At 65.1% G+C, this 4,742-nt stretch carries 3 protein-coding genes and 1 pseudogene; all 4 read left to right on the top strand.

The features are described from left to right. Positions 1 to 815 (top strand): DUF58 domain-containing protein (locus QT222_RS06370; protein ID WP_491476676.1); only part of this gene is annotated, 815 nt, incomplete at its 5' end. Beyond that, the gene (locus QT222_RS06365; protein WP_491476675.1) at positions 812 to 3,067 is read left to right on the top strand and encodes a transglutaminase TgpA family protein; all 2,256 of its coding nucleotides are present in this window, start codon (positions 812 to 814) and stop codon (positions 3,065 to 3,067) included. The genes QT222_RS06370 and QT222_RS06365, both read left to right, overlap by 4 nt. 40 nt (positions 3,068 to 3,107) lie before the next feature. Continuing rightward, the gene (locus tag QT222_RS06360; protein WP_004059385.1) at positions 3,108 to 4,289 is read left to right on the top strand and encodes a helix-turn-helix transcriptional regulator; all 1,182 of its coding nucleotides are present in this window, start codon (positions 3,108 to 3,110) and stop codon (positions 4,287 to 4,289) included. A gap of 148 nt (positions 4,290 to 4,437) precedes the next feature. After that, a pseudogene (locus tag QT222_RS06355) lies at positions 4,438 to 4,742 on the top strand (hypothetical protein); the annotation flags it as partial.

The raw sequence follows: 4,742 nt of genomic DNA, 5'->3' as shown, positions 1-4,742 counted from the left end.
CTATTGAGGCCGACAGGGCGTTTCCGGCGACGACGACGGACGCGCTCTCGGACGGTCTCTCGGGAGAGGCGACAATCGAGTCGGTCGTCGGCGACGGGCGACGTTCGTACGACGTGACGTACCGCGCTCGCGGCCCGGCGACGATTGGCCCGGTGACTATCGTCGCACACGACCTCTTCAGCCTGTTCTCGAAGTCCTTCACTGTCGGCGAAACGACCGAGGTACTCGTTTTTCCCCGCGTTCGGTCGCTCACCGCGACGGCTCGGCGCAACCTCTCGGCGCTCGTTACGCGCCAACTAACCGACGACCGCGACGAGTTCGACCGTCTCCGCGAGTACGTTCCGGGCGACTCGCTCCGCGATATCCACTGGAAATCGAGCGCCAAATCGGGCGACCTCGTGGTGAAGGCGTACAACGACCGCGCTGCATCCGACGCAGTGGCCGTCTCGGTCGGCACGTCGGACGGCTACGAAGACGATGTGGCTGAGGCGGCCGCGACGCTCTGTTGTTCACTCCTCGATGTGGGCATCCCGGTCCGTCTCACGACGCCCGCTGGCATCGTCGATGCGGCACCCGGCGACGGACGGCGTATCCTCGCTCACCTCTCGCGGATGCGGACGGGCGTGGTCCCGGACGAGACCGCTGAAGTCGTCGTCCGCGGTGACGCCGGACGGACACACGTGCGGATTGCCGGGCGCGAGACGACGTTCGACCAACTTCGGGTGAGCGAGACCACGGACACGGGTGCCTCTGCGGATGGCCGGTCCGGCGACGGTGGAATAGGTCAGTCTGGACGACACGGGGTGACAGCATGAGTACCGAATCGCCCCGCAGACGGTCGTCTTCGACGGAAGCGACCGATTCGACGGCGCAGCACACGGTCTTTGGAATCCCCGCGAATCTGTTGGCCGTGGCCGGAACGCTCGTCCTCCTCGGGACGTTCCTCACCGTACTCTACGACATCACCGACGTGGTCGGTCGACGCACCCAGTTTGTCCTTCTCGCGGCCGGAACGCTCGTCCTCGCGACCATTGTCGGGCGCCCGGTTCGCCCGCGCGCCGCCCTCGCCCCCGGCGCACCCACCGCCGGTGGCGGCTTCGCTGCGTACTTTCTTGCACTCCCGCCGAGTCAACTCGCGTTGCTCTCACCGGAGCGAATCCTCGCCGACTCGCTGGCGTTGCTCAGCGGCCTGTCGGCGCTCCGCCTGCTCTCTGCGGACGTATGGGCGCTCGCAGTAACGCCCGGTCCGACGTTTCTCGCGTGGTACCTCGCTGTCCGGGGTCGTATCGCCCCCGCGGTCGCCATCGCCGGGAGCGGCCTCGGATTGTTCGTTCTGACGACCGACGCGACCGGAACGCTCACGTTCGTCGGCATCGCCGCGGGCATGGCGGCGGTTGGCTTTGACGGTATCGACCGATTCGGTCGCGACGGCGGCCAACTCGACGTCCTTACTATCGTTCTCGCCGCGATGATTGTCCTCTCGGCCAGTGTCACGGTGCTCCCCGGTGCGGGCGCGTCGCCCGTCATCCCGAGCGGCGGCGTGGCCGAGCAACCGACCGTCGAAGCCAGTCTGGTGAGCGCAAGCGACCGCATCTCCGTCATCGGGAGCATCAGTCTCTCGCCGAAGGTTCGGTTCGAGGTCGAGAGCACGTCGCCGTCGTACTGGCAGACAGCCTCGTTCGACCGATATACGGGCGACGGGTGGGTTCGTACCGGCGATGCTGAACCCTACTCAGGCGGACGACTGACTGGCCCAAAGGGACCGTCACGGCTGGTCGAACAGACTGTCTCGCCGGCGACACCGCTCGATGCGATGCCCGCGGCGTGGCGACCGGTCGCCGTCAACGGGGATGTTGCATCCGAGACGCTCGTCACCCAGCAAGGGAATATCCGACCCAGTCGGACTATCGGCACGGACGAGCCCTACAACGTGCCGAGCGCCGTCCCGCAGTACACCCCGGCATCACTCCGGCGAACCGGAACCGACTACCCGGACGAGATTCGCGAGCGCTATCTTGTGCTCCCCGACAGCACGTCTGACCGCGTTCGCGAGCACGCCGCCGAGATAACAGCCACTGCGGAGACACCCTACGACAAGGCCGTCGCCGTCGAGAAATGGCTCGAAACGAACAAGAACTACTCCTTGCAGGTGTCGCGTCCGGACGGAGACATCGCCGAATCGTTCCTCTTCGAGATGGAGGAGGGATACTGCACCTACTATGCTTCGACGATGGTCGTCCTCCTGCGCTCTGAGGGCGTTCCGGCGCGCTTCGTAACCGGCTACACGACAGGCGAACGCGTTGGTGACGACCGGTACGTCGTTCGCGGCCTCGACTCGCACGCGTGGGTCGAGGTGTACTTCGAGGACACCGGATGGGTTCGCTTCGACCCGACGCCCACAGGCCCCCGGCGGAACGCCGAATCGACGGCGCTCGACGACGCCCGAACCGAGGGTCTTGCGGGAGTCGACACCAACGAGACGAAAGATGAGGAGAACACGTTCGAGGAGGTTACGCCAACTCCCACCGAGACGCCGAACGAGACGGAATCGAACACGACGACCGAAAACCGCCGCCCTCCCAGCCTCGACGAGCGCCTCGGTATCACCCCAACCGCCAGTAACACGACGGGCACGGATGACACGGGCGGCGGATTCAATCCGACGTTACCGTCGCGGGAGACGCTGTTTGTTGGCTTTGCCGCCCTCGTCGGTCTCGTCGCGGGCGTCCGTCGGACTCGGTTCCCGGACCAACTTCGCTTTGTGACCACCGCGGCATATCAGCGACGAACTGACTCGCCAGCACACGACGTGTTCCGCGCGTACGACCGTCTGGAACTCGCACTCGAACGCGAATATCGACCGCGCCGCCCCGGCGAGACGGTTCGGCACTACCTCGACGCACTCTCTCGGGTCGGCCTCGACGAACGAACTCGGCACGTCGGTCGAATCTACGAGCGCGCCCGGTACGGCCACGGCGTCACCCGGGCGGACGCTGATGAAGCAATCGCTGTGGCGAACACTGCCGTTAGGTCGCGTCTGCCGGTTGTCAGACGCTGGACGAACTGAATCGCGTCACTTTTTCTGTGTGCGCACACAGGAACGTCCAATGGCGACACGACACGCTGTCTCCGCACTGCTATGTGCCGTGCTCTGTGTGCTTGCCGTGGCCGCACCAGTCACGGCACAGGGGTCAGCAACCGGCCCCGGTGTCGAGCCTCTCGTCCAGCAGGGCGTCGAGCCTGACAGCACGCGTATCGTCGTCGATGTCGACGCGAGTGGCGATGCTCGCTGGGAAATCCAATACTGGACCCGACTCGACGACCAGAACACCACCGACGCCTTCCAGTCGTTACAGGAAGACGTACGAGCCAACCCGGGCGATTACACGGCCGCGTTCGCGGACCGTATCAACTCGACGGTCACCGCCGCGGAGAACGCGACCGGTCGCGAGATGGCCGAGACGAACATCTCTGTCTCGGCCGAAACGCGGTCGCTTCCCGACAGCTATGGCGTCGTCACTTACTCGTTCGACTGGTCCAACTTCGCGGCGGTCGACGGTGACCGAATCGTCGTCGGCGATTCCATCGAGGGTTTTTTCCTCGATAGCAGTTCCCGACTTATCGTCTCGTGGCCCGACGAGTACGGCGCGGTGACGGTCGAACCGTCGGCCGACGACACCCGAGAAAACACGGCTATCTGGCGCGGTTCCCAAACCGAATTCGTCTCGGGTGAACCCAGCGTCGTCCTCGAACGCGGCGCGGGTGGACCCGGGACGACGCAGAGTCCGACGCCGGACACGGCAGACAGTCCCTTCTCCACGACAGGCGCGCTCGCCGCACTTGCCCTCGTGGCGATACTTGTCGGTGGTGCAGCTATGTACCTCCGGTCACGCGGAGTATTCGGTGGCGGCGAACCCTCGTCAGCCGATAGCGTTGAAACGACAGGGCCAACCGCTGGTCCGGGCGCTGCCAGCGACACAGCCGCCGAAGCGGATTCGGGCGACGAGGGGAGCGTGGCAGGTCCCGAACCGTCGGCCGACGAGGCTGGCGACGAGACCCCGAGTCCACCGTCCGAACTCCTCAGCAACGAAGAGCGCGTCCTTCGCCTCATCGAGTCTCGCGGCGGCCGCGTCAAGCAACAGGAAGTCGCCGGCGCGCTCGACTGGACCGACGCGAAGACGAGCAAGGTCGTTCGCGGGATGCGCGACGAGGGTACCATCGAAGGCTTCCGCCTCGGCCGCGAAAACGTACTTAGGCTGCCAGAAGACGACGATTCCGAGGACCAATAAAAGGCTTACGACCGTTCACGGTTCTCAGTACCTGCTAATCGGGAGACGGAGGCGTGTTGGTTTGGAACCCCCAAACTGCCGTTAACTGGAGTTGATTCGCGGCCACGACCGCACGCTTATATTGAATCGGGAGTCCAACAGTGGCGTGATGAGCCGACGAACCGCTGCACTTGCTGTCGCTGCGCTCGTGTTGCTGGCGACGGTGGGTGCACCGCTCGCTATTGCCGCCCCGAGTAGTCCGACACAGACAGTTGCCGCTGTCTCTGACGGGCCACTCACAGCTCCTGCTGCCCAGAGTTCAACGAACAACAGCACCGAATCCCCGCCCGCCAACGCCGCCGCCTCACAGACGCCACCTGGACAGAAACTCTCCGCTGTTATCTACGTTCAGGGGTCCGAGACAGACGGGGAACGCGAACGCCGAGCGTTCGAGACACGCGTCTCCAAGGCGAA

The organism is Haloferax sp. s1 (genome assembly GCF_058382125.1).
The sequence above is the reverse complement of the archived record's forward strand: the minus strand, read 5'-3'. Positions and strand labels throughout refer to the sequence as shown.